Here is a 21,259-nt window from a genome sequence, read left to right on the forward strand (position 1 = left end):
TCATGCGCCGGGCACCACGCTCACGCCGTGGGCTCCAAGGGACAGCGTGGTCTGCGCGCCTGCAGCCAACGGGCGGCCCAGGTCGCTCGACACCACGAAGACCGGCCCCAGGGGCGTGTCGAAGCCGTACTCGTAGAAGCTGCCGAGGTACGCCGCCTTGCGCAGCGTGGCCGGCAAGCCACCTTTCACGTCACCCTCGGCGCCGATCTGCCAGGCCTCCGGACGCACTGCCACCTTCACCGCACCAGGCGCTACCGCGTGGCGCGGTTGCAGGCGCAGCGGGCCCAGCACCACGCTGCCGTCGGCTTGCGCCGTGGCGGGAAACACCGACGCCTCGCCCATGAACCCGGCGACGAACTCGCTCTCGGGCCGCCCGTAGAGCTGCTCGGGCGTGCCGCGCTGGGCGATCACGCCGTGGTCCATCACGATGATCTGGTCGCTCACGGCCAGCGCCTCGCTCTGGTCGTGCGTGACGTAGGCCACCGTGAGCTTCAGCCGCTGCTGCAGCATGCGGATTTCTTCCCGCATTTCGCGCCGCAGCCGGGCGTCCAGGTTGGACAGCGGCTCGTCGAACAACAGCACCGCCGGCTCCAGCACCAGCGCGCGTGCCAGAGCCACGCGCTGCTGCTGGCCGCCCGACAGCTCGCTGGGCAGCCGCTCGTCGAAGCCGACCAGGCCCACGCCGCGCAGCGCCTCGCGGGCACGGGCGGTGGCCTCGTCCTTCTTCACGCTGCTCATGCGCAGGCCGTAGCTCACGTTCTCGATCACGTTCATGTGCGGAAACAGCGCATAGCTCTGGAACATCATGCTGACGTTGCGCTCTGCCGGGCCGAGCGTGGTGACGTCGCGCCCGCCCATGAAGATCGAGCCCGAGGTGGGGGATTCGAGCCCCGCGATCATGCGCAGCGTGGTCGTCTTGCCGCAACCTGAAGGCCCGAGGATGGTGGTGAGCGTGCCCACGGGCACCTCGAAGCTGATGCCCTTGACGGCCAGCGGCGCGTTCCTGTCGGTGCCGTAGCGCTTGGTGACGTTGCGAAATTCGATGCCGTTCATGGTGTCGCCAGGCTTTCCATTTTGTGATGTCCCTGATGCGGTGGCATGGCCCCTCGCCGCCCCAGCTTGCGCTCCCCCACCACGAACTGCACCAGCGCGATCGCCAGCGACATCAGCACCATGAGCACCGTGCAGTACGCCAGCGCAATGCCATAGTCGCCGTTGCCCACGCGCCCGATGATGTAGGTGGTGGCCAGTTCGTTCTCCGCCGTGACCAGGAAGATCACCGCGCTCACCGTCGTCATGGCGCGCACGAAGCTGTAGACCAGCGCGGCCACCAGCGCCGGCTTGAGCAGCGGCAGCACCACCTTGAACAGCGTCTGCGAGGTCGATGCGCGCAGCATCAGCGAGGCCTCGTCGAGCGAGCGGTCCAGCTGCTTGAAGGCGGCCGTGCCGGCCCGCACACCCACCGGCAAATTGCGGAACATGAAGCACAGCACGATGATCAGCCCCGTGCCCGTGAGCTCGAACGGCGGCACGTTGAAAGCCAGGATGTAGCTCACGCCCAGCACCGTGCCCGGAATCGCAAACGCCAGCAGCGCGCCGAACTCGAAGAAGCCCTGCCCCTTGAACTCGTTGCGCGCCAGCAGCCACGCGATCAGCAGGCCCAGCGCCGCAGTGATGGGGGCCGAGATGCCCGCCAGCTTGAGCGTGGTGATCAGCGAGTTCCATGCGGTGCCGGCCCACACCAGCCCGAACTGTCCCCACTCGAGCGCGAAGGCGCTCTTGAAGTGGTTCAGCGTGAAGGTGTAGTCGCGCCCCCAGGTCTGCACGAAGCCGCCCGCGAAGGCAAACAGGTAGACCACGGCGGTGAAGGCGATCCACGGCAGCGCCACGCAGTGGATGGTGCGGCGCACGCCGTCGGGCAGCACCATCGCGATGCCCGCGTCGCCCTTGCCGCTCACGGTGGTGTAGTTCTGCTTGCCCAGCAGGCCGCGCTGCAGCGCGAACACGCCGAGCGCGAACAGCGTGAGCACCCAGGCCAGCGAGGCTGCGCGGCCCTGGTCGTACTGCGCGCCGACGATGGCGAAGAAGATGTCGGTCGACAGCACCGAGAACTGCCCGCCCACCACCACCGGGTTGCCGAAGTCGGCAATGCTCTCGATGAAGCCGACCAGGAAGGCGTTGGCCAGCCCGGGCTTGAGCAGCGGCAGCGTGATGGTGAAGAAGGTGCGGCGCCGGTCGGCGCGCAGCATCTGCGCGGCCTCCTCCAGGCTGGGCGCAATGCCCTGCACCACGCCGCGCATGATCATGAAGGCGATGGGCGTGAAGGCGAACAGCTGCGCCACCAGCACGCCCGGCATGCCGTAGAACCAGCGCGTGGGCTCGATGCCGAACATGTGCTCCAGCGCCTGGTTGACGATGCCGGCGCGGCCGAACAACAGGATGAGGCCCAGGCCCACCACGAAGGGCGGCGTGATGATCGGCAGCAGCGCCAGCACGCGCAACGCGCCCTGCCCGCGCTTGCTGCCGCGCTCGGCCATCAGCGCCATCAGCGTGCCGAGGAAGGTGGTGCCCGCGGCCGTGAGCAGCGCCAGCACCAGCGTGTTCCAGGCCACCCCGCAGCGCACGCCGCCGGCCAGGCAACCCACGCCCCAGATGCGCTCGGTGAACACGCGCGCGACGAAGGCGGCGATCGACCACTGCCCGTCTTCGTTGAAGAAGGCGCCCGACAGCGCCTTGCTCACCGGGTAGGCGATGAACAGCGCCATCAGCACGCCGCAGCCGATGACGGCGGCAGACACGAACAGGTCGCCCTTGAAAAGCCCCAGCCGCGCCATGCCGAAGGCCGCCAGCAGCACCAGCGCGGTGAGCGCCACGAAGCCGCCCGCGCCGATGCCGAACTGGTTGACGGCCAGCTCGCCGAACTGCGTGTTCAGTGCCGCGAAGCGCCAGCCCTTGGCGCCGATGGTGAAACCCGCAACGGCCAGCCCGATGAAGCCGATGGCGCCGCCGGCCAGCAGCCAGCGCCCTTGCGCCTTGCCCGCCGGCAGCCTTGCCCCCACGGCGCACAACGCCAGCCCCGCCAGCCCGATGAACAGCCAGCCTCGCCCCTGCGTGACCGCCTGCATCAGGCCGTTGGCGCCTTCGGCCCGGCCGAAGACCTGCGGAACGGCCTCGTACCAGGTGGCGTCCTGGATCGCATACCAGGGCAGCAGCAGGTAGGCCGCAAAGCCCAGCGCCACCCATGCCCAGATCCAGCGCTGCGAACGCCGGGCCGCCGCCTCGGACGCCGGGTTCACCGGGTTGCCCGGCGCAGCGTCGATGGAACGCGCGTCCACTTAGCGGGGCAGCGAGTTGACGTCTTTTTCCCAGCGCGCGATCAGGCGGCGGCGCTCGGCGCTGGCGCCGTACTTGGCGTAGTCGTAGTTGATGAACTTGATGGTCTTGAAGTCCGGAATGCGCGGATCGAGCTTGGCGTTCACGTTGCTCGGCAGCTGGAACTGCTTATTGGCGGCACCCAGTTCCTGCGCGCTGGGCGTGAGCGCCCATTCGTAGAACTTCTTGGCGGCGTCGAGGTTGCGCGCGCCCTTGATGATGCTCATGGAGCCGATCTCGGCGCCGGTGCCGTCGCTGGGCGTGATGGTCTCGACCGGAAAGCCCTGCATCTTCTCGCCCGGGCCGTCGTGCACGAAGCTGATGGAGATCGCAGTTTCGCCGCGCGCCACGGCTTTGATGGGGCCGGTGCCCGAGCGGGTGTACTGGCCCACGTTCCTGTGCAGCGCCTTGAGGTATTCGAAGGCCTTGTCCTCGCCCATCATCTGCACGAGCGTGGCGATCATGGTGTAGGCCGTGCCGCTGGACGCGGGGTTGGCCACCTGGATGTCGCCCTTGTACTCGGGCTTGAGCAGGTCGGCCCAGGTCTTGGGCACGGGCAACTTCTTCTTGGCGAGCAGCTCGGGGTTGTAGCCGAAGCCCAGCGGGCCCGAATAGATGCCGACCGTCTTGTAGCCCGACTGCCTGGCCTGCTGCTGCGCCCAGGGGTGCAATTGCGAGAGCGTGGGCGACTTGTACTCGAGCGTGAGGCCCTGCTCGGCCGCCTGCAGGTGCGGGTCGCCGGTGCCGCCGAACCACACGTCGGTCTTGGGGTTGTCCTTCTCGGCGATCAACTGCGCCAGCGCCTCGCCCGAACCCTTGAGCGCCATGTTGATGCGAACACCCGTGGTGCGCGCATAGACGGTGGAGATCACGTTGCACCATTCGGCCTGCACCGAACAGATCACGTTCACGGTCTGGGCCGAGGCCGCCGCCGACAGGCCCAGCAGCACGGCTGCGGTAAAAATCTTGCTCTTCATTGGGAATCTGCGCCTCTTCAACAAAAAAAGGCCTTGCGGCCGCAGGTCAGCATAGCTTTAGTACAGGTCTCGAAAATCGGTACAAGTACCATCGCGACTGCACCCCCGGGCCAGCGGCCTGCTCGGCATCCAGACAAAGGAAAGTTTTTTCATGAGCTTCGATCTCGTTCTGTTCGGCGGTACCGGCGACCTCGCGTGGCGCAAGTTGATGCCCGCGCTGTTCCAGGCATTCCGGCACGGCAGCCTTCCGCAGGACGGCCGCATCATCGGCGTGGCGCGGGACGATCACTCCGACGACCAGTACCGCGAACTGATCCAGTCGCGCTTCAGCGCGGTCGAGGGCTCCAAGCGCCCGTCGCCCGAAGAGTTCAAGAAGTTCGCGTCGATGCTGCACTACCTGCGCATGGACCTGTCCAAGCCCGACGACTATGCACGGCTCGCAGAGTTGCTCAAGCAGCGCAATGCAGACACGGTCGTGATGTACGTCGCCACCGCGCCCGCGCTCTTCACGCAGGTGGTCGAGCAGATTGCCGCGGCGGGCCTGAACGGGCCGAGCACGCGCATCGTGCTGGAGAAGCCGCTGGGCCACGACCTGGCGTCCAACCGCGCCATCAACGCGGCGGTGAGCAAGGTGCTGGAAGAAAAACAGGTCTTTCGCATCGACCACTACCTGGGCAAGCCCTCGGTGCAGAACCTGTTCGCCATGCGCTTCGGCAATGCGCTGTTCGAGCCCATCTGGCGGCGCGAGCACATCGCCAACATCCAGATCACCATCGCCGAAGACCTGGGCGTGGAAAAGCGCGGCGCCTTCTACGACCAGACCGGCGCGCTGCGCGACATGGTGCAGAACCATGCGCTGCAGCTGCTGTGCGCGGTGGCCATGGAGCCACCGATCAACGCGCATGCGGATGCCATCCGCGACGAGAAGCTCAAGGTGCTGCGCGCGCTGAAACCCTGGACGGCAGAGAGCCTGAACCTGCACGCAGTGCGCGGCCAGTACACCGCCGGCACGGCCTACGGCGAGCGGGTGCAGGGCTACCGCGACGAACCCGGCGTGCCGCCCGACAGCCGCACCGAGACCTTCGTGGCGCTGCGCACCGAAATCGCCAACTGGCGCTGGGCCGGCGTGCCCTTCTACATCCGCACCGGCAAGCGCTTGGGCTCGCGCGACGCCCGCATCGAGGTCAACTTCAGGCCCACGCCGCACGCCATCTACCGCGCACCGGCCGGCAACGTCAACAAGCTGGTGATCAACCTGCAGCCCAAGGACGGGCTCGAACTGCACATGCTCGCGCAGGCACAGGACAACCGCCAGCGCAGCAGCGGAGCGAACGCTGCCGCCACGCAGCTGGCGCCGGTGCAGCTCGACCTGGACTTCGACAAGCGCTTCGGCTCCGAGCGCGTGGGCGCCTACGAGCGCCTGCTGCTCGACGTGATCGACGGGCGCCTGAACCTGTTCGTGCGCAGCGACGAGCAGGAAGAAGCGTGGCGCTGGGTCGAGCCGCTGATCGACAGCTGGGAATCGGACGGCGGCCCGCGTCCCTATGCGGCCGGCACCTGGGGCCCGAGCGCGTCGAGCGCGATGATTGCGCGCGACGGCTTCGCCTGGGGCGAAGAGCAGTAACTCTGCCCTTCCGGCCGCGCGCTCGGCCTCAGCCGAACTGCAGGCACCGCATGCTGAGCGTGCCCGACTGGAAGCCCTCGTAGACCGTCTTCGCTCGTTCGCTGCTCCCGGCGGCACCGAGGGCGTAGAGGAAGGGGTAGTAATGGTCGGGCGTCGCCACCGCGGTCGATGCTCCTTCCAGTTTTTCGTAGCCGACCAGCGCACGGTCGTCGCGCCCCGCCAACGCGGACTTCACCGCATCGTCGAAGGACTGCGCCCACGGACGGCTCGCGCTGGGCCCGTCGGGCGTGCCGCGGTCGGTGGCGCGCAGGTTGTGCACCACGTTGCCGCTGCCCATCACCAGCACGCCCTTGTCGCGCAAGGCCGCGAGGTCGCGCCCCACGGCGTAGTGGAAGGCGGCCGGCTTGTCGTAGTCGATGCTGAGCTGGAACACGGGCACGTCGGCCTTGGGGTACAGGTGCTTCAGTACCGACCACGTGCCATGGTCGAGGCCCCACTGGTCGGTGGCGATCACAGCCGACTGCTTCACCACGCCCACGGTTTCGCGGGCCAGCGCCGGGTGGCCCGGCGCGGGGTATTGAACATCGAACAATGCCTGCGGAAAGCCGCCGAAATCGTGGATCGTCTTGGGGTTGGCCTGCACGCCGACACCGGTGGCGCCGCGGCTGAGCCAGTGCGCCGACACGCTGAGGATGGCCGAGGGCCGCGGCAGTTCGCGGCCCCATGCCGACAGCCGGCGCGTGAAGGCGTTGTCGGCAATGGCGTTCATGGGCGTGCCGTGGCCGATGAACACGACCGGCATGCGCCGCGACGGCGCACCGGCGGCCTGCACACTGCAGGCCAGAGAGGCGAGCACCGCGGTCGCGCCCAGGGCGGAGCCCATCAGGAAGCCGCGGCGGCCCAGTTCGGATGTGGCAAGCGTCGTGGTCATTGGCATGCCGCACTCTGCAACGGCGTTCAGTGAAAGGCTGTGCCTTTGCGCACACCTTTTCGAAAGTGCTAGATGCGCCCTTCCTCGGCCGCGTGGCAGGCCACCTGCACGCCCTTGATGCTCAGCAACCTGGGCCGCTCCGCCGAGCAACGCGCATTGGCATGCGGGCAGCGCGGATGAAAGGCGCAGCCCGTGGGCGGGTTCAGCGGGTTGGGCACCTCGCCCCGCACCGGCGTGCGCTGGCGCCCGGTGTGCTTCATCTGCGGAATGGCGTCGAGCAGCATGCGGGTGTACGGATGCTGGGGCGCCGCAAACAGCGTGTGCTTGTCCGCCACCTCGACCAGCCGGCCGAGGTACATCACACCGACCTGGTCGGCCACGTGCCGCACCACCGCGAGGTTGTGCGAGATGAAGAGGTAGGTCAGGCCCTGCTCGCGCTGCAGGTCCTTCATGATGTTGAGCACCTGCGCCTGCACGCTCACGTCGAGCGCCGAGGTGGGCTCGTCGCACACCAGGAACTCGGGCTGCGTGGCGAGAGCGCGCGCAATCGAGATGCGCTGGCGCTGGCCGCCGGAGAACTGGTGCGGGTACTTGCTCATGTCCAGCGGCGAGAGGCCGACCGACTTCAGCAGCTCGCCCACGCGCTCGCGCAGCGCGGCCTTGTCCGTGATGATGTCGTGCTCGCGCAGCGGCTCTCCGATGATGTCTTCCACGATCCAGCGCGGGTTCAGGCTCGCGTAGGGGTCTTGAAAAATCATCTGGATGCGGCGGCGCAGCTTGCGGCCTTCGGGTGTCTTGAACGCGGCGTGCGCGTCCTGCCCGTCGAACTGCAGGCCGCCGCGCGTGGGCGCGTACAGGCCCACCAGCAGGCGCGCCACGGTGCTCTTGCCGCAGCCCGACTCGCCCACCAGCGCCAGCGTCTTGCCGCGCTCGATGGAAAAGCTCACACCGTCCACCGCATGCAGCAGCACGCGCGGCTTGCGTTCGAGCACGCGGTTGAGCCAGGGCGGCGACACGTCGAAGGTGCGCGCGAGGTCGTGCGCGACCACCAGCGGTTCACCGGTGGCGGCCGCGGTCGTGGTGGCAAGGGGTTCGGTCATTGCGTTCATCGCGTCACCTCCACGAGAGGTTCGGACGCCTCGGGCGCGGCGCGTTCGCCGGCCGCGAGCGCGTCATGGTGCTTCGCGGCGATCTCGGCCTGCCCCGCATGCGGGTCGGCGCCGTCGTGCAGCCAGCAGGCCGCGCGCGTGGCACCGGCGTGCATGAGCTCGGGCCGCTCGGTCAGGCAGCGTGCAAAGGTGCGCGGGCAGCGCGGGTTGTAGGCACAGCCGGTGGGAATGGCGTTGAGCCGCGGCATGGCGCCGTCGATCTGGTTGAGCCGCTCGCGGTCGCTCGTCATGTCGGGAATCGAGGCCATCAGGCCCGAGGTGTAGGGGTGCGAGGGCTGGTGGATCACCTCGTGCACCGGGCCGATTTCCGCGATGCGGCCCGCATACATCACGGCCACGCGGTCGCAGGTTTCGGCGATCACGCCCATGTCGTGCGTGATGAGCATCACCGCCGCGCCGCGCTCCTTGCAGATGCGCTTGAGCAACTGGATGATCTGCGCCTGGATCGACACGTCGAGCGCGGTGGTCGGCTCGTCGGCCACGATGAGCTTGGGCTCGGCGGCGAGCGCCAGCGCAATCACCACGCGCTGGCGCATGCCGCCGGAGAACTGGTGCGGAAAGTGGTCGATGCGCTGTTCGGCGGCGGGAATGCCAGTGTCCTGCAGCAGGCCGATGGCGCGCTTGCGCGCCTCGGATTCGGTCACGGGCAGGTGAGCGCGGATGGTTTCGACCAGCTGCCGGCCCACGCTGTACAGCGGGTTCAGCGAGGTGAGCGGGTCTTGAAAAATCGCGCCGATCTTGCGCCCGCGAATGGGCCGCATGGCATCGAAACCGAGGTTGTCGATGCGCTGGCCTTCGAGCAGGATCTCCCCGCCGGCCACACGGCCGGGCGGCTCGAGCAGGCCGATGATGGCAGCGCCCGTGAGCGACTTGCCCGCGCCCGACTCGCCCACCACGCCCAGGATTTCCCCAGGTGCGATGTCGAACGAAATGCGGTCGATGGCGCGCAGCGTGCCGCGGCGGTGCGGAAATTCGACGACGAGGTCTTTGACCTGGAGCAGCGTCATGGTGGCGTTGTCCTTTTTCTGTTCAGCGCAGGCGCGGGTTGAGCGCGTCGCGCAGCCAGTCGCCCAGCAGGTTCACGCTGAGCGCGATCAGCACCAGCATCAGGCCCGGGAACACCGTGATCCACCATTCGCCCGAGAACAGATACTGGTTGCCGATGCTGATGAGCGTGCCCAGCGAGGGGGAGGTCGGCGGCACGCCCACGCCCAGGAACGACAGCGTGGCCTCGGTGATGATCGCCGTGGCCACCTGGATCGTGGCCAGCACCATCACCGGCCCCATCACGTTGGGCAGCACGTGGCGCAGCATGATGCGCACGGGGGCCACGCCGGTGACGCGCGCGGCCTGCACGTATTCCTTGTTGCGCTCCACCAGTGTGGAGCCGCGCACCGTGCGCGCGTACTGAACCCAGCCGGTCAGCGAGATGGAGATGATCAGCACGCCGAACGCGAGCGACTCGTGCGCGCCGGGAAAGAGCGCGCGGCCCACGCCAGAGATGAGCAGCGCCACCAGGATGGGCGGGAACGACAGCATCACGTCGCACACGCGCATGAGGAACGAATCGAGCCAGCCGCCGAAGAAACCGGCCAGCAGGCCGAGCACCACGCCCACCACGAGCGACAGCGCCACCGACACCAGGCCGACGATCAGCGAGATGCGTGCGCCGTAGATCACGGCCGAGAGAATGTCGCGGCCCTGGTCGTCGGTGCCGAGCAGGTACTTGGCCGAGCCTTCGGCGGTCCACGCCGGCGGCAGCCGTGCGTCGTTGAGTTCGAGGACGGCAAGGTCGAAGGGGTTGTGCGGCGAGACCCATCCGGCGAACAACGCGCAGATGACGCAGACCAGCGCAATGAGCGCCGCCGCGATCGCCACCGGCGAGGTGCGGAAGCTGTAGCCGACATCGCTGTCGAGCCAACGGGCTAGTGTTTTTTTCATCGTGGGGCAAAAAGGAATGGGCCCGCAAGAAGCGGGCCCATGGTCGGGCCGCTCAGAGAGCGGCCCAGGGGATCACGGCTTGATGCTCATCCACTTGAACGGCATGTAGTTGTCGGCCATCTGCGTGAGCGACACCTTCTTGCTGACGCCCCAGGCCAGCGTCTGCTGGTGCAGCGGCAGGTGGCCGATGTCGGCGGTGTGCAGGTCGAAGGCTTCCTTGATCATCGCGTCGCGCTTGGGCTTGTCGGTTTCCGACTGGATCTTCTTGGTCAGCTCGTCGACCTTCGGATTGCAGTACGCGCCCAGGTTGAACTGGCCGGCGCCGGTCTTGTCGTCCGGGCAGGCCAGCAGCGCGGTCAGCGCGTTGTGCGAGTCGTAGGTGGTCGGGGTCCAGCCCAGCATGTAGAAGCTGGTGTCGCGGCGAAGCACCTTGGGGAAGTAGGTGCCCTTGGTCTCGGCGACGAGGTTGATCTTCACGCCGATCTTCGCGAGGTTGGAGGCCACGCTCTGGCAGATCTGGCCGTCGTTCACGTAGCGGTCGTTCGGGCAGTTCAGCGACACCTCGAAGCCGTTGGGGTAGCCGGCGTCGGCCAGCAGCTTCTTGGCGCCTTCGATGTCGAGCGGCAGGCGCTTGTCCTGCGCTTCGGTCCAGCCGTTGATGCCGGGGCCGACCATCAGGCCGGTCGGGCGCGAGGCGCCGCGCATCACGGTGCGCTGGATGCCGACGATATCGATGGCCTGGTAGAAGGCCTGGCGCACACGCTTGTCCTTGAACGGGTTCTTGCCCTTCACGCTCGAGTAGAGCAGCTCGTCGCGCTTCTGGTCCATGCCCAGGAAGATGGTGCGCAGTTCGGGGCCGGAGATGACGCGGGCGGTCGGGCTGGCGTTGACGCGCGCGATGTCCTGCACGGGCACCGGCTCCATCACGTCGACTTCGCCGGAGATGAGGGCGGCGACGCGCGTGGCCGGGTTGGCGATGGGCGTGAAAATGATCTCCTGCGCGTTGCCTTCGATCTTTCCCCAGTAGGTCGCGTTGCGCGTGAACACCGTGCGCACGTTCGGCTGGCGCTCGCGCACGCGGTACGGGCCGGTGCCGTTGGCCTTGAACGAGGCGGTGTTTTCGATGCCCTTGCGGCGGTCCACGGGCGTGACGGCCTTGTTCTCTTCGCACCACTTCTTGCTCATGATCATGAGCTGCGTGATGACGTCGGGCAGGATCGGGAACGGACCCTTGGTCTCGATCTCGATGGTGTAGGGGTCGACCTTGCGGACTTCCTTGATGTCGGTGGTGTTGGACTTCATGTCCGAACCGTCGCCCGAGGCGCGCGCGAAGCTGAAGATCACGTCGTCGGCGTTGAACGGCGTGCCGTCGTGGAACTGCACGTTCTTGCGCAGTTCGAAGCGCCACACCGTGGGCGAAGTCTGTTTCCAGCTGGTGGCCAGCAGCGGCGCGACGCTCAGGTCCTTGTTGCGCCCGACCAGGGTTTCATACACGTTGGCCGTGGTGCTGAGTTGCAGCGACTCGTTGAGCGAGTGCGGGTCGAGCGACAGGGCGTCGCCCTGGTTCGCAACGCGGATGGTCTGCGCGCCGGCAGCCATGCTGAGCACGCCCAGGGCGCACAAAACGGCGGCCGCAGCCACATTCTTCTTGAAACTCATGGGATCACTCCTCGGGTTGAAATCGAACACATCACGTCGCCGCGGTAGCGGCTGCTTTCGCTGGCTGCGCACCGCGGGTAGCGGCAAGCGGCATGCCCTGCTCGACCAGGCCGGCATGCAGCGCGGCGCCGAGCGGCAGGATCTCGTCATTGAAGTCGTAGCGGCTGTTGTGCAGGTAGGCGCCTTCGCGCACGTTCTGGCCGATGCGCAAATAGGCGCCGGCTTTCTTCTGCAGCATGAAGGAGAAGTCTTCGGCGCCCATGCTGGGCTCCATGTTGCGGTCGACGTTCTTCGCGCCCACCAGCGACTCGGCCACGTCGGCCGCGAACATGGCCTCGGGCGCGGTGTTGATGGTGGCGGGGTAGATGCGCTCGTACCGGATGCTGGCGCTCGCGCCGAAGCCGGAGGCGATGGCCGTGCACAGCTCGCTCAGCCGCTGCTCCACCTGCGCCTGCACGCGGGCGCTGAAAGTGCGTACCGTGCCGACCAGCGTGGCCTCGCCCGGTATCACGCTCATGGCGCCGAGGTCGCCGGCCTGCATGGCGCAGATGCTGAGCACCGCGGCGTCGATGGGGCGCACGTTGCGCGAGACGATGCTCTGGGCCGCCGTGATGATGTGCGCCGCGACGATTACCGGGTCGACGGTCTGGTACGCGTGCGCGCCATGGCCGCCCTTGCCCTTGATGTGAATGGTGACGCGGTCGGCCGCGGCCATCATGGCGCCGCGGTTGATGCCCACGGTACCGGCCGGCATGGCGGGCCAGTTGTGCATGGCGTAGACGGCGTTGACCGGGAAGCGCTCGAACAGGCCGTCCTCGATCATCACGCGCGCGCCGGCGAAACCTTCTTCGCCAGGCTGGAAGATCAGCACGGCCGTGCCGTCGAAGTCGCGCGTCTCGGCCAGGTAGCGCGCGGCGCCGACGAGCATGGCGGTGTGGCCGTCGTGGCCGCAGCCGTGCATGAGGCCTTCGGTGGCGGAGCGCCAGCCGAAGTCGTTGTCCTCGCGCATGGGCAGCGCGTCCATGTCGGCGCGCAGGCCGACCATGCGGCCGCTGGCCGTGGAGCGGCCGCGGATGACGCCCACCACGCCGGTCTTGCCGATGCCTTCATGGATCTCGTCGACACCGCAGGCGCGCAGGGCCTCGCGCACGCGGCCCGAGGTGTAGACCTCTTCGAAGCCGAGCTCGGGGTGCGCGTGCAGGTCACGGCGAAAGGCCGTGATCTCGGGATAGAAGCTGGCGATGTGCGCGAACGCACGTCCGGACGCCCGCAGGCGCGGCTCCTCGGCTGTCGCTGCCGTCGTCATGTCAGTGCCCTCCCGCCTTGCCGACGCGCAGTCGCGGATCGACCACGAAATACAGCAGGTCGACCACCAGATTGATCACCACGAAGATCAATGCAATGAGGCAGAGGTAGGCCGCCATCACCGGGATGTCGGCGAAGGTCACGGCCTGGATGAACAGCAGGCCCATGCCCGGCCACTGGAACACCGACTCGGTGATGATGGCGAACGCGATCAGGCCGCCGAGTTGCAGGCCGGTGATGGTCATCACCGGCACCAGCGTGTTCTTGAGCGCGTGGCCGAAGTGGATGGCGCGGTTCGACAGGCCGCGCGCGCGCGCGAACTTGATGTAGTCGGTGCGCAGCACTTCGAGCATCTCGGCGCGCACCAGCCGCATGATGAGCGTGAGCTGGAAGATCGCCAGTGTCACGGCCGGCAGCACGATGTGGTGCCAGCCGTCGGCGCGAAAAAGGCCGCTGGTCCACCAACCGAAGCTCACCGTCTCGCCGCGTCCGAAGCTGGGGAACCAGCCGAGCGTGACCGCGAACACGAGGATCAGCAGGATACCGATCAGGAACGTGGGCAGCGACACGCCCAGCAGCGACACGGTCATGAACACCTGGCTCATGAAGGTGCCGCGGCGCAGCGCGGTGTACACGCCCATCGGGATGCCGATGAACAGCGCCAGCACGGCGGCCACGAGCGCGAGCTCGAGCGTGGCGGGGAAGCGTTCGCCGATCAGGCGCGAGACTTTCGCGCCCTGGCGCAGGCTGAGTCCGAACTCGCCTTGTGCGGCATTCACGAGGAAGTGCCAGAACTGCACGAAGAAGGGTTGGTCGAGCCCCAATGAGGCGCGCAATTCGCGGATCTGGTCAGGCTTGGCGTCTTGTCCCAGCAGGAACACGACGGGGTCGCCGACATATTGGAACAAAAGGAAGGCAATGAACGCGACCGCGATCATCACGATCACGGCCTGGATCAGGCGGCGCAGTACGAAGGCAATCATTCAGCTACAAAAGTTAACGGGCATGCTAGCAGTGCAAGGTGCGTGCCCGCACGGGGGTTCCCCGGGGGTGCACGCACTTGGTGCTCTTTGCCAACACTGTTCATGGCGTCTGCGCCAGAACGAAAAAAGCCACTCGACTTTCGTCGAGTGGCTTCTTGAGCTTTTGATTCGAAGCTGGCTTACGCCAGCGTCAAATTAGAAAGCGTGACGGATACCGAAGTCGTAGCCGGTGGAGCTCTTCGGGGTGAAGGTCGTGCCAGCAACGCTGTTGTAGAAAGCCGGGCCGCCGTTCGTCAGAGCAGCGCCGTTCTTGTTGCTGATGCGAGCGATCGTTGCGTACAGAGCCGTGCGCTTCGACAGGTTGTGCACGTAGCCCAGAGCGATCTGGTTAGCCTTCGGATCCGGCGTGTTCACGACGAACGGGTTGGTGTTGATCGTGTTGTTGTCGTACTTGACATGCGACCACGAAGCACGGATCAAGCCAGCACCGACCGGCACGGTCACGCCGAGCAGGTAACCGGTCAGATCGACGTCAGGACGGCCACCCAGGACAGGCGTCACTTCGTAGTCGATCTTGTTCTTGGCCTTCGACAGTTCACCGAACAGCTTCACGGGACCGAAGTCGTACGAAGCGCCCAGGTTCAGCGTGTTGACCTTGTTGGTCGTGCCAGCGTAGTACTGGTCACCCACGGTGCTGCTGCCATAAGCCAGCGCAACGTCCAGAGGACCGTTGGCGTAACCGAAGCGACCACCGACGTAACGGCCAGCGCGCGAGTTGTTCGCTGCGTTAGGCGTGTAGATGCCGTTGTCGTACTTGGTTTGCTCGTTGAAAGCGTACATCACCTGGCCGTAGAAACCACCCAGGTTCGGCGGCAGGAAGTAGCCGACGCTGTTGCTGGCGCGAACGTAGTTCGAACCGCCAACGTTGGTGGGCTGAACGCGGTTCACCAGGGGGGTTTGTGCAGCGCCGAAGCCGTTGAACGCGCCGAAGCTGGTGTTTGCGGTCGAGATCAGGTTGGTGCCAACGCCGTTGGTGCCGAACGGATCGAACACGGTGTCGTTCCAGAAGGTCGGGGTGTAGTCACGGCCGAGGCGGACTTCACCGAAACCACCGGACAGGCTCACGGTCGAACGACGTGCGAACGTCGCGATACCTTGCTGGCCGTCGTCGTTGGAGATCGGGGCTTCGAGCCAGAAGCTGGCAGCCAGGCCACCACCGAGGTCTTCCGTGCCGCGGAAGCCCAGGCGGCTCGAGTTGTAACCCGAGTTAGCCAGAGCCGTGCGGCTGGTCTTGACCGAACCTTGGTTCAGGTACACGGGGATGCCGAATTGGTTGGGGAACACGGTCGCGCGGTTGTCGCGGGCGGTGTTCGAGTAGCCGCTGATCGACGCGTCGACCACACCGAACAGAGTGACGGACGACTGAGCCGAGGCAACACCGGCAACAGCCAGGGCAGCCAGAGCAACTAGAGATTTTTTCATTGCAAGTTTCTCCAAGGTTAAACATAGGGCTCCGGTGCGAAGGGCTCACCGTGACTGGCACTTTGTGCTCCCACCGGACCCCGGGCCAACCTCCTTTTGGGAAGTTGTAGCTATTGCACCAGAGCCGCCGCGACAGGGCAAAGCAATTCGCCCGAAAAGTTGGCTGGTACGCGCGTTTCGTTGCATGCCTGCAACAACAGACTCAGGCCACTCTTTTTACCACCATGTGAAATATGACGGCGATCAAGCGGGTCATTTCGCATGTGGGTTCAAATGGATCCATGACGCCCCTGTTAGATCCTGTTTTGACTGCGGCGGACGCGGCACTTCGCACGCTTTTTGCCCGTCCCCACGCCACCCGGGCGATGCCCGCCCCTTCCCAGGCGCCGGGTGAGCTGAGCCCGCATGAACGCCGTGAGGCCGGCGCCCTGATGCGTGTGAACCATGTCGGCGAGGTCTGCGCACAAGCGCTCTACACCGCGCAGGCCGCCGTGACACGTGACCCTTCCTTGCGCGCCCAATTCATCGAGGCAGCGCATGAGGAAACCGATCATCTGGCCTGGACACGCCAGCGCCTGGATGAACTCGGCGCCAGGCCTTCGATGCTGAATCCGCTCTGGTACGCCGGCGCTTTCGGCCTCGGCCTCGTTGCCGGGCGCCTGGGAGATCCGTTGAGCTTGGGATTCGTCGCGGAAACAGAACGGCAAGTGGAAGCCCATCTCGACAGCCACCTGGACCGCCTTCCGCCCGCCGACAGCGCCTCCAGGGCCGTCGTCGAGCAGATGAAGCTCGACGAGGCGCGCCATGCAGCGCAAGCCATCGACGCCGGAGCTGAGGAACTGCCGGCCCCCGCCAAGGCCCTGATGCGCGTGGCATCCCGCGTCATGACAACGTTGGCACACCGCATCTGAGCCGGTACGGTCCGGCCCTCAGGTTTCGATCAGATCGAAACTGGTGGTGATTTCGGCCGTCTTCGCCAGCATGATGCTCGCGGAGCAGTAGGTTTCGTGGCTGAGCGCAACTGCGCGCTCCACGGCCGAGGCCGGGATGCCTTTGCCCGCCACCGTGAAATGCATGTGGATCTTGGTGAACACCTTGGGATCCTTTTCGGCGCGCTCGCTGGTCAGCTTGACGCTGCAGCGCTCGACGCGATGGCGCCCGCGCTTCAAGATGAGGACAACGTCATAGGCCGTGCAGCCGCCGGTGCCCGCGAGCACCGTCTCCATGGGCCGTGCCGCAAGGTTCTGGCCACCGTTCTCGGGCTTGGTGGCGTCAGGTGCGCCGTCCATCATCAGGACATGGCCGCTGCCGGTCTCGGCAACGAAGCCCATGGCCGATCGGGTGCCGGCGTCACCGGTCCAACTTACTGTGCATTCCATGGTTGTTCGGGGTTCCAGTGAGGGATGTCAGGCACAAATGCGCATCGACATCCGTTTATGTGTGGGAAAAGCGTCACTTGCTTGTTGCATCGCAGCAAACAGCCGATATACTTTATTTCATTGCGCGCCTTGCTGTGCGCACCCAGTTGTCTCCTCCACCCTACCAATTGGTGGATTTAGCCCCGAGCTGCAAAGCTCGGGGCTTTTTTCTTTGCCGCGCGCCGGCCAGGAGTCCTGAGCCACTCTAGTGCGCGCGTCTGAAAGGGCAGTTGCTCTGGCTGCCCTGGCTGTTGCCGGTGTTGCCTCGGCTCAGTCGTCCGTCACTCTGTTCGGTGTGGTCGACGCGTCGATCAGCAGTTATTCGTCCAGTTCGCGGGACCTGAAGCCCACCGTCCTGCGCAACGACTTCCGCATTCCCACCTACACGAACCAGGGCAGCGTCAAGGTCAGCCGTACCGCTCTGGCGAACTCGGGCTACAACTCCAGCCGTCTGGGCTTCCGTGGCACGGAAGACCTGGGTGGCGGTCTGGCAGCCAGCTTCTGGCTCGAAGCCCCGATCACCAATGACGACGGCGCAACCGGTGTCTCGACGTTCGCACGTCGTTCGACCGTGAGCCTGTCCGGTGGTTTCGGTGAAGTCCGCCTCGGCCGTGACTACACCCCGACCTTCTGGAACGACACCGTGTTCGATCCGTTCGGCACCAACGGCGTGGGCACCAACCTGATCTCGACGGCCAGCGGGTTCAACACCGCTGGCGGCTCGGGCGGCTTCGCCGGCAATGCGAACTACGTTCGCGCCAGCAACTCGATCGGCTACTTCCTGCCGCCGAACCTGGGCGGCTTCTACGGCCAGCTGATGTACGCGTTCCACGAGAACGACAAGTACAAGAACGGCGACTTCACGCCCACCGCGGGTACCGGCTTCGTGCTGAACCCGAAGACCGGCGCCATCGAGCAAGCCAGCGCCGCCAAGAGCCGCACGGGTCGCTATGTCGGCGGTCGCTTCGGCTACGCCAACGGTCCTCTGGACGTCGCAGTTGCTTATGGCAACAGCACCGTGGGTGACCAGTACTACGTCGGCACCACCGACGCAGTGAAGACCTTCAACCTCGGTGCTTCGTACGACTTCGGTCCCGCGAAGCTCTTCGGTGAAGTTTCGCGCACCAAGAACTCGCGTGACTACGAAGTCACCCCCCTCGGCGGAGGTCGTCCCGACGTGAACCTGAAGGGCTATCTGCTCGGCGTGACCGTGCCGGTCGGTGCTGGCCTGATCCGCGCTGCTTACTCGTCGGTCAAGTACGACCTGAACACCGTTCAGACCGCGTTCGCCCTGCCGATCCGCGATCCGAAGGCCAACAAGCTGGCACTCGGCTACGTGCACAACCTGTCGAAGCGCACGGCCCTGTACGCCACGGTGGCTCGCGTGAGCAACAAGAACGGCGCGGCACTGACTGTGGGCGGCCCGGCCTTCTACAACAGCACGGCTGGAGTCTTCACGCCGAAGAATTCGACAGGCTACGACTTCGGTATCCGTCACGCGTTCTGATCTTCGTTTGATCCCGATGCTGGCTCCCGCCAGTTCGATTCGGCAAAGCCTCAAGTCGCCCGGTGAAAGCCGGGCGGCTTTTTGTCCTTTCCCTTTTCTTTCAAGTCACCCGGCCCCGCCTGCTCTGCAGCAGCCCCACATTCATTTCTCCGTTCAACACCGATGCGTAGAAACGCTCGACCATGTTGACGCTCGTGCGTGCGTTGCGCGCCAAGGTCAGCATGTCGATGCCCTGTCCGTACAAGAGCCGCAATGTGATCGCCGTGTGACGCAGGCAGTACAGCGTCCTGGCCTGACCCAACGGCCCCTTCGCGAGCCCCGTCTTCTCGAGCACCCAGTGGAAAAAGAAGTTGAGCACCGCCAACGCGTGTTCACGGTTCTTCAGGTGCGGCATGAAGATGTAGTCTTCCGCGCCGCCAAATCCATGCTCGCCGCGATGAGCGAGCAAGCATTCATAAACACGCACGGCGGGACGAAGGCTCACGATGGGCTGGCTGTGCCGCTTGGTCTCCGGCAGGTTCATGCGCAGGTAGACATGCTTGCCGCGCACCACATCGATGTGCTTGTGCTTCATGAGCTTGATGTCGCTCGGCCGCACGAAGGTGTTCACCATCCAGCGAATCAGCCACGGCAACTCCTCCGGCATGACGAGCAGTTCCCTCGCGATCCAGAAGCGCTCGCCAGCCGACAGTTGATCGAGCACCGGGTGCGAGTGCCCGCGCAAGTCGCGCGCGGCGCCGATGATCGTTCGGTACTCCGCCACGCTGAAGCTGCCGCGCGGTTGGCTGCGCACTTTGACTTTCGGAAATGCCGGCGCATCGCGCAGCACGCCGGTGTGCACGCCATGCATCACCACCTTGCGCAACAGCACCAGGTACTGCGCGATCGTCGTGCTGGTGAAGCCCTGAGCGCCGAGGTGGTCGATGAGGCGCTGCGCGTCGGCGGTAACGAACGACTGTGCCTGCACATCACCCAGCAACGGAACGATGTGCGCTCGCAATCTGTTGCCCATGACCTGCCACGTGGGCCGGCCAATTTCTTTTCGCTGAACGCGCGCAGCCTCTGCCTGCATCAGCCCTTTGGAAAGGTCACTGACAGAAATTGATAACAAATTTTGCTCAATCGTAATTTGATTGGCAGGCGTGTGAACTGCGGAATAGGTGCGTCCAAAAAATCCGCAATCATTGGCCGCGGGGGTACTTTGAAATAGGTTTATGACATTTGTGTCCATGTCATACCCGCATGCAATCCCGATGCCTCTTATCATCGACAGTTAGCAAATGAAAACTCCCTTGGAAAAAATTGTGCGCAATGCACCTGTTACTCCGGCGCTGACGCCCGCCGACTATCTCAGAAAAATTCTCAACGCCCGCGTGTACGACGTGGCCGTCGAGTCCGCGTTGGAAAAGGCGAACGCGCTCAGCGCGCGGCTAGGCAACACGGTTTTGCTCAAACGCGAGGACCAACAACCGGTATTCAGCTTCAAGCTGCGCGGTGCCTATAACAAGATGGCGCACCTGAGCGCGACGCAATTGGCGAGCGGCGTGATTTGCGCATCGGCCGGCAATCACGCACAAGGCGTTGCATTGGGCGCGCGCAAGCTCGGCACCCGCGCCGTCATCGTGATGCCGGTGACCACGCCCCGCTTGAAGATCGACGCGGTGCGCGGATTCGGCGGCGAAATCGTGCTGCACGGCGAAAGCTATTCGGACGCCTATCTGCACGCGCTCGAATTGCAGGCGCAGCAAGACCTGACCTTCGTCCATCCCTTCGACGACCCCGACGTCATTGCAGGCCAGGGCACCATCGCTATGGAAATCCTGCGCCAGCACCAGGGCCCGCTCGATGCCGTGTTCGTGGCGATCGGCGGCGGCGGGCTGATCTCCGGCGTGGCCAACTACATCAAGGCCGTGCGTCCCGAGATCAAGGTCATCGGCGTGCAGATGAACGACTCCGACGCGATGATGCAGTCGGTCGCAGCGCACCGGCGGGTGAGCCTGCCCGACGTCGGGCTGTTCTCGGACGGCACCGCGGTCAAGCTGGTCGGCGAAGAAACCTTCCGCATCGCCAGCGACCTGGTGGACGACTACATCGCCGTCGACACCGACGCCGTGTGCGCCGCCATCAAGGACATCTTTGTGGACACGCGCGGCATCGTCGAGCCGGCGGGTGCGCTGGCGGTGGCGGCCATCAAGCAGTACGTGGCAGGGCACGGCCGACAGGGCGAGACCTACGCGGCGATCCTGTGCGGCGCCAACATGAACTTCGACCGGCTGCGCTTCGTCGCCGAACGCGCCGAGGTCGGCGAAGAGCGCGAAGCATTGTTCGCAGTCACGATCCCCGAAGAGCGCGGCAGTTTCCGCCGTTTCTGCGAGCTGGTGAGCGAACTGCCCGCGCGCGACGCCGAGGCCGGCGGTGCGCCGCGCAACGTGACGGAGTTCAACTACCGCATCAGCGACGCGGCCAAGGCACACGTGTTCGTCGGCCTCACGACCTCGGAGCGCGGAGAGTCGGCCACGATCGCGCGCAGCTTCAACGAGCACGGCTTCGAGGCGCTCGACCTCACGCACGACGAACTGGCCAAGGAGCATCTGCGCCACCTCGTGGGCGGGCGCACCGGGCTCGCCCACGACGAACGACTGCTGCGCTTCGTGTTCCCCGAACGCCCGGGCGCGCTGCTCAAGTTCCTGAGCCTGATGAAGCCCAACTGGAACATCAGCCTGTTCCACTACCGCAACCAGGGCGCCGACTACGGCCGCATCCTGGTCGGGCTGCAGGTGCCGGCCGGTGAATCCGCCGCGTTCGATGCCTTCCTCGAAACGCTGGGCTATCCCTGCGTCGAGGAAACGGCCAACCCGGCGTACCGCATGTTCCTGCAGGCCTGAAAAAAC

17 protein-coding genes are annotated in these 21,259 nt (G+C 65.7%); 4 read left to right on the top strand and 13 right to left on the bottom strand.

Annotated elements, in window-relative coordinates; all coding sequences use genetic code 11:
- From ACSFA5_RS15565 to ACSFA5_RS15575, 3 genes are read right to left on the bottom strand one after another with little or no spacing between them, the layout of a single operon-like run.
- On the bottom strand, positions 1-1,053 hold the full coding sequence (locus ACSFA5_RS15565) for an ABC transporter ATP-binding protein (protein WP_435444944.1): 1,053 nt from the start codon (positions 1,051-1,053) through the stop codon (positions 1-3).
- Positions 1,050-3,335, bottom strand: a complete 2,286-nt coding sequence (locus ACSFA5_RS15570; protein ID WP_435444945.1) for an ABC transporter permease — start codon at positions 3,333-3,335, stop codon at positions 1,050-1,052. Before ACSFA5_RS15570 ends, ACSFA5_RS15565 begins: the two co-directional genes overlap by 4 nt.
- A complete protein-coding gene (locus tag ACSFA5_RS15575; RefSeq protein ID WP_435444946.1) occupies positions 3,336-4,349 on the bottom strand; it encodes an ABC transporter substrate-binding protein in 1,014 nt (337 codons plus the stop codon).
- A 151-nt stretch (positions 4,350-4,500) separates the two neighbouring features.
- On the opposite strand from ACSFA5_RS15575, the gene zwf reads away from it, so the two are divergent.
- Positions 4,501-5,973 carry a glucose-6-phosphate dehydrogenase gene (zwf, locus tag ACSFA5_RS15580; protein WP_435444947.1) on the top strand — a complete coding sequence of 491 codons (1,473 nt, stop codon included), beginning with the start codon at positions 4,501-4,503 and terminating at the stop codon, positions 5,971-5,973.
- 28 nt (positions 5,974-6,001) lie between these two features.
- On the opposite strand, the gene ygiD is transcribed toward zwf, so the two are convergent.
- From ygiD to ACSFA5_RS15620, 8 genes are all read right to left on the bottom strand, one after another.
- A complete protein-coding gene (gene ygiD, locus ACSFA5_RS15585; protein WP_435444948.1) occupies positions 6,002-6,904 on the bottom strand; it encodes a 4,5-DOPA-extradiol-dioxygenase in 903 nt (300 codons plus the stop codon).
- 68 nt (positions 6,905-6,972) lie between these two features.
- Positions 6,973-8,013 (bottom strand): ABC transporter ATP-binding protein, encoded by a 1,041-nt coding sequence (locus ACSFA5_RS15590; RefSeq protein WP_435444949.1) that lies wholly within the window; start codon positions 8,011-8,013, stop codon positions 6,973-6,975.
- Positions 8,010-9,080 carry an ABC transporter ATP-binding protein gene (locus tag ACSFA5_RS15595; protein WP_435444950.1) on the bottom strand — a complete coding sequence of 357 codons (1,071 nt, stop codon included), beginning with the start codon at positions 9,078-9,080 and terminating at the stop codon, positions 8,010-8,012. Before ACSFA5_RS15595 ends, ACSFA5_RS15590 begins: the two co-directional genes overlap by 4 nt.
- 22 nt (positions 9,081-9,102) lie before the next feature.
- Complete coding sequence (locus ACSFA5_RS15600; RefSeq protein ID WP_435444951.1) at positions 9,103-10,014, bottom strand: ABC transporter permease; 912 nt, start codon at positions 10,012-10,014, stop codon at positions 9,103-9,105.
- 72 nt (positions 10,015-10,086) lie between these two features.
- Entirely contained in the window at positions 10,087-11,673 is a 1,587-nt protein-coding gene (locus ACSFA5_RS15605; protein WP_435444952.1) for an ABC transporter substrate-binding protein, read from the bottom strand.
- 31 nt (positions 11,674-11,704) lie between these two features.
- A complete protein-coding gene (locus ACSFA5_RS15610) occupies positions 11,705-12,979 on the bottom strand; it encodes a M20 aminoacylase family protein (RefSeq protein ID WP_435444953.1) in 1,275 nt (424 codons plus the stop codon).
- 1 nt (position 12,980) lies between these two features.
- Positions 12,981-13,961 (bottom strand): ABC transporter permease, encoded by a 981-nt coding sequence (locus ACSFA5_RS15615; RefSeq protein WP_435441666.1) that lies wholly within the window; start codon positions 13,959-13,961, stop codon positions 12,981-12,983.
- 195 nt (positions 13,962-14,156) lie between these two features.
- Positions 14,157-15,443, bottom strand: coding sequence for a porin (locus tag ACSFA5_RS15620; protein WP_435444954.1), 1,287 nt, complete (start codon positions 15,441-15,443; stop codon positions 14,157-14,159).
- A 281-nt stretch (positions 15,444-15,724) separates the two neighbouring features.
- Between ACSFA5_RS15620 and coq7 the strand changes: the two genes are divergently transcribed.
- Entirely contained in the window at positions 15,725-16,354 is a 630-nt protein-coding gene (gene coq7 / locus ACSFA5_RS15625) for a 2-polyprenyl-3-methyl-6-methoxy-1,4-benzoquinone monooxygenase (RefSeq protein WP_435445352.1), read from the top strand.
- Positions 16,355-16,372: 18 nt separating this feature from the next.
- On the opposite strand, the gene ACSFA5_RS15630 is transcribed toward coq7, so the two are convergent.
- Entirely contained in the window at positions 16,373-16,822 is a 450-nt protein-coding gene (locus ACSFA5_RS15630; RefSeq protein WP_435444955.1) for an OsmC family protein, read from the bottom strand.
- Between the two features lie 274 nt (positions 16,823-17,096).
- On the opposite strand from ACSFA5_RS15630, the gene ACSFA5_RS15635 reads away from it, so the two are divergent.
- The gene (locus ACSFA5_RS15635) at positions 17,097-18,368 is read left to right on the top strand and encodes a porin (protein ID WP_435445353.1); all 1,272 of its coding nucleotides are present in this window, start codon (positions 17,097-17,099) and stop codon (positions 18,366-18,368) included.
- 100 nt (positions 18,369-18,468) lie between these two features.
- On the opposite strand, the gene ACSFA5_RS15640 is transcribed toward ACSFA5_RS15635, so the two are convergent.
- On the bottom strand, positions 18,469-19,599 hold the full coding sequence (locus tag ACSFA5_RS15640; RefSeq protein ID WP_435444956.1) for a hypothetical protein: 1,131 nt from the start codon (positions 19,597-19,599) through the stop codon (positions 18,469-18,471).
- 49 nt (positions 19,600-19,648) lie between these two features.
- Between ACSFA5_RS15640 and ilvA the strand changes: the two genes are divergently transcribed.
- Complete coding sequence (ilvA, locus tag ACSFA5_RS15645; RefSeq protein ID WP_435444957.1) at positions 19,649-21,253, top strand: threonine ammonia-lyase, biosynthetic; 1,605 nt, start codon at positions 19,649-19,651, stop codon at positions 21,251-21,253.
- The last annotated feature ends 6 nt before the right edge of the window (positions 21,254-21,259 follow it).

This window comes from Variovorax monticola, from assembly GCF_051216855.1.
Lineage (GTDB): Bacteria > Pseudomonadota > Gammaproteobacteria > Burkholderiales > Burkholderiaceae_C > Variovorax.

Coding starts and splice junctions, on each gene's coding strand:
- ACSFA5_RS15575 (WP_435444946.1), bottom strand. CDS start 4,349: ATGAAGAGCAAGATTTTTACCGCAGCCGTGCTGCTGGGCCTGTCGGCG.
- ACSFA5_RS15630 (WP_435444955.1), bottom strand. CDS start 16,822: ATGGAATGCACAGTAAGTTGGACCGGTGACGCCGGCACCCGATCGGCC.
- zwf (WP_435444947.1), top strand. CDS start 4,501: ATGAGCTTCGATCTCGTTCTGTTCGGCGGTACCGGCGACCTCGCGTGG.
- coq7 (WP_435445352.1), top strand. CDS start 15,725: ATGACGCCCCTGTTAGATCCTGTTTTGACTGCGGCGGACGCGGCACTT.
- ACSFA5_RS15640 (WP_435444956.1), bottom strand. CDS start 19,599: ATGGACACAAATGTCATAAACCTATTTCAAAGTACCCCCGCGGCCAAT.
- ygiD (WP_435444948.1), bottom strand. CDS start 6,904: ATGACCACGACGCTTGCCACATCCGAACTGGGCCGCCGCGGCTTCCTG.
- ACSFA5_RS15565 (WP_435444944.1), bottom strand. CDS start 1,053: ATGAACGGCATCGAATTTCGCAACGTCACCAAGCGCTACGGCACCGAC.
- ACSFA5_RS15600 (WP_435444951.1), bottom strand. CDS start 10,014: ATGAAAAAAACACTAGCCCGTTGGCTCGACAGCGATGTCGGCTACAGC.
- ACSFA5_RS15605 (WP_435444952.1), bottom strand. CDS start 11,673: ATGAGTTTCAAGAAGAATGTGGCTGCGGCCGCCGTTTTGTGCGCCCTG.
- ilvA (WP_435444957.1), top strand. CDS start 19,649: ATGAAAACTCCCTTGGAAAAAATTGTGCGCAATGCACCTGTTACTCCG.
- ACSFA5_RS15620 (WP_435444954.1), bottom strand. CDS start 15,443: ATGAAAAAATCTCTAGTTGCTCTGGCTGCCCTGGCTGTTGCCGGTGTT.
- ACSFA5_RS15590 (WP_435444949.1), bottom strand. CDS start 8,013: ATGAACGCAATGACCGAACCCCTTGCCACCACGACCGCGGCCGCCACC.
- ACSFA5_RS15610 (WP_435444953.1), bottom strand. CDS start 12,979: ATGACGACGGCAGCGACAGCCGAGGAGCCGCGCCTGCGGGCGTCCGGA.
- ACSFA5_RS15615 (WP_435441666.1), bottom strand. CDS start 13,961: ATGATTGCCTTCGTACTGCGCCGCCTGATCCAGGCCGTGATCGTGATG.
- ACSFA5_RS15595 (WP_435444950.1), bottom strand. CDS start 9,080: ATGACGCTGCTCCAGGTCAAAGACCTCGTCGTCGAATTTCCGCACCGC.